Source organism: Paenibacillus sp. J22FR21 (assembly GCF_056269135.1).
In genome coordinates this window covers 1-1,803 of the sequence record NZ_JBWDNJ010000023.1, presented here as the reverse complement: position 1 = coordinate 1,803, position 1,803 = coordinate 1, and the positions used below count along the sequence as shown (strand labels likewise).

General features: G+C 53.7%; 1 protein-coding gene. It reads left to right on the top strand.

Features of this window, described 5'->3' with window-relative positions; genetic code table 11:
• A partial coding sequence (locus AC0YNS_RS31655; protein ID WP_475784849.1) for an immunoglobulin-like domain-containing protein occupies positions 1 to 1,803 on the top strand: 1,803 nt, incomplete at both ends.

Below are 1,803 nucleotides of genomic sequence, written 5' to 3'. Positions count from 1 at the left end.
AACGACAGGTGCGGTAACGCGTCGATCATATGGTTTGGGCGATGCGACAGTAACGCTGACTGCGACGATCACTAAGGGCGCAGCAAGCGAGACCAAGACGTTCACGCTGACGGTGCCGCAGCTGGCACAAACAGACGCTCAGGCGGTAACCGCAGCGAAAGCGGTGTTAGAAGTTGGTTACGGTAGCGGCGAAACAGCTGCAAGTGTAACGCAAGCAGTGACGCTGGCGGCAACAGGGCAGAACGGAGTGATCATTTCGTGGTCATCCGATGATGCAGCAATCAACGCAACGACAGGTGCGGTTACTCGTCCGGCATACGGATTGGGCGATGCAACGGTAACGTTGACTGCGACGATTGCTAAAGGCACAGCAAGCGAGACCAAGACGTTCACGCTGACCGTGCCTCAGCTGGCACAAACAGACGCGCAAGCGGTAACCGCAGCGAAAACGGTGTTAGAAATTGGTTACGGTAGCGGCGAAACAGCTGCAAGTGTAACGCAAGCAGTGACGCTGGCGGCAACAGGACTGAACGGCGTGACGATTTCGTGGTCATCGAATAATGTAGCCATCAACGCAACGACAGGTGCAGTTACTCGTCCGGCATACGGATCGGGAAATGCAACGGTAACGTTGACCGCGACGATTGCTAAAGGCACAGCAAGCGAGACCAAGACGTTCACGCTGACCGTGCCTCAGCTGGCACAAACAGACGCGCAAGCGGTAACCGCAGCGAAAACGGTGTTAGAAATTGGTTACGGTAGCGGCGAAACAGCTGCAAGTGTAACGCAAGCAGTGACGCTGGCGGCAACAGGACTGAACGGCGTGACGATTTCGTGGTCATCGAATAATGTAGCCATCAACGCAACGACAGGTGCAGTTACTCGTCCGGCATACGGATCGGGAAATGCAACGGTAACGTTGACCGCGACGATTGCTAAAGGCACAGCAAGCGAGACCAAAACATTTACGCTGACTGTTGTGGAACTGGCCCAAACGGATTCACAAGCAGTTAGCGAAGCGAAGACCGCACTGGCAATCACGTACGGTGTCGGCGATACAGTTACAAACGTAACGCAAACAGTAACACTGCCAGCATCAGGTCTAAACGGAACGACAGTCACATGGTCGTCCAACGATGCAGCCATCAACGCAACAACCGGAGCAATTACTCGTCCGGCATACGGATCTGGCGATGCAACGGTAACGTTGACTGCAACGATTGCTAAAGGAACAGCTAGCGAAACAAAAACATTTACGCTGACTGTTGTGGAACTGGCCCAAACGGATTCGCAAGCAGTTAGCGCAGCGAAGACCGCACTGGCAATCACGTACGGTGTCGGCGATACAGTTTCAAATGTAACGCAGACAGTAACACTGCCAGCAACAGGTCTAAACGGAACGATAGTTACATGGTCGTCCGATAATGCAGCCATCAACGCAACAACCGGAGCAATCACTCGTCCAGCATACGGATCTGGCGATGCAATGGTAACGTTGACCGCGACGATTGCTAAAGGCACAGCAAGCGAGACCAAGACGTTCACGCTGACCGTGCCTCAGCTGGCACAAACAGACGCACAAGCGGTAACCGCAGCGAAAACGGTGTTGGAAGTTGGTTACGGTGTCGGCGATACAGTTACAAACGTAACGCAAACAGTAACACTGCCAGCAACAGGGCAGAACGGAACGACAGTTACATGGTCGTCCGATAATGCAGCCATCAACGCAACAACCGGAGCAATCACTCGTCCAGCATACGGATCTGGCGATGCAATGGTAACGTTGACCGCGACGATTGCTAA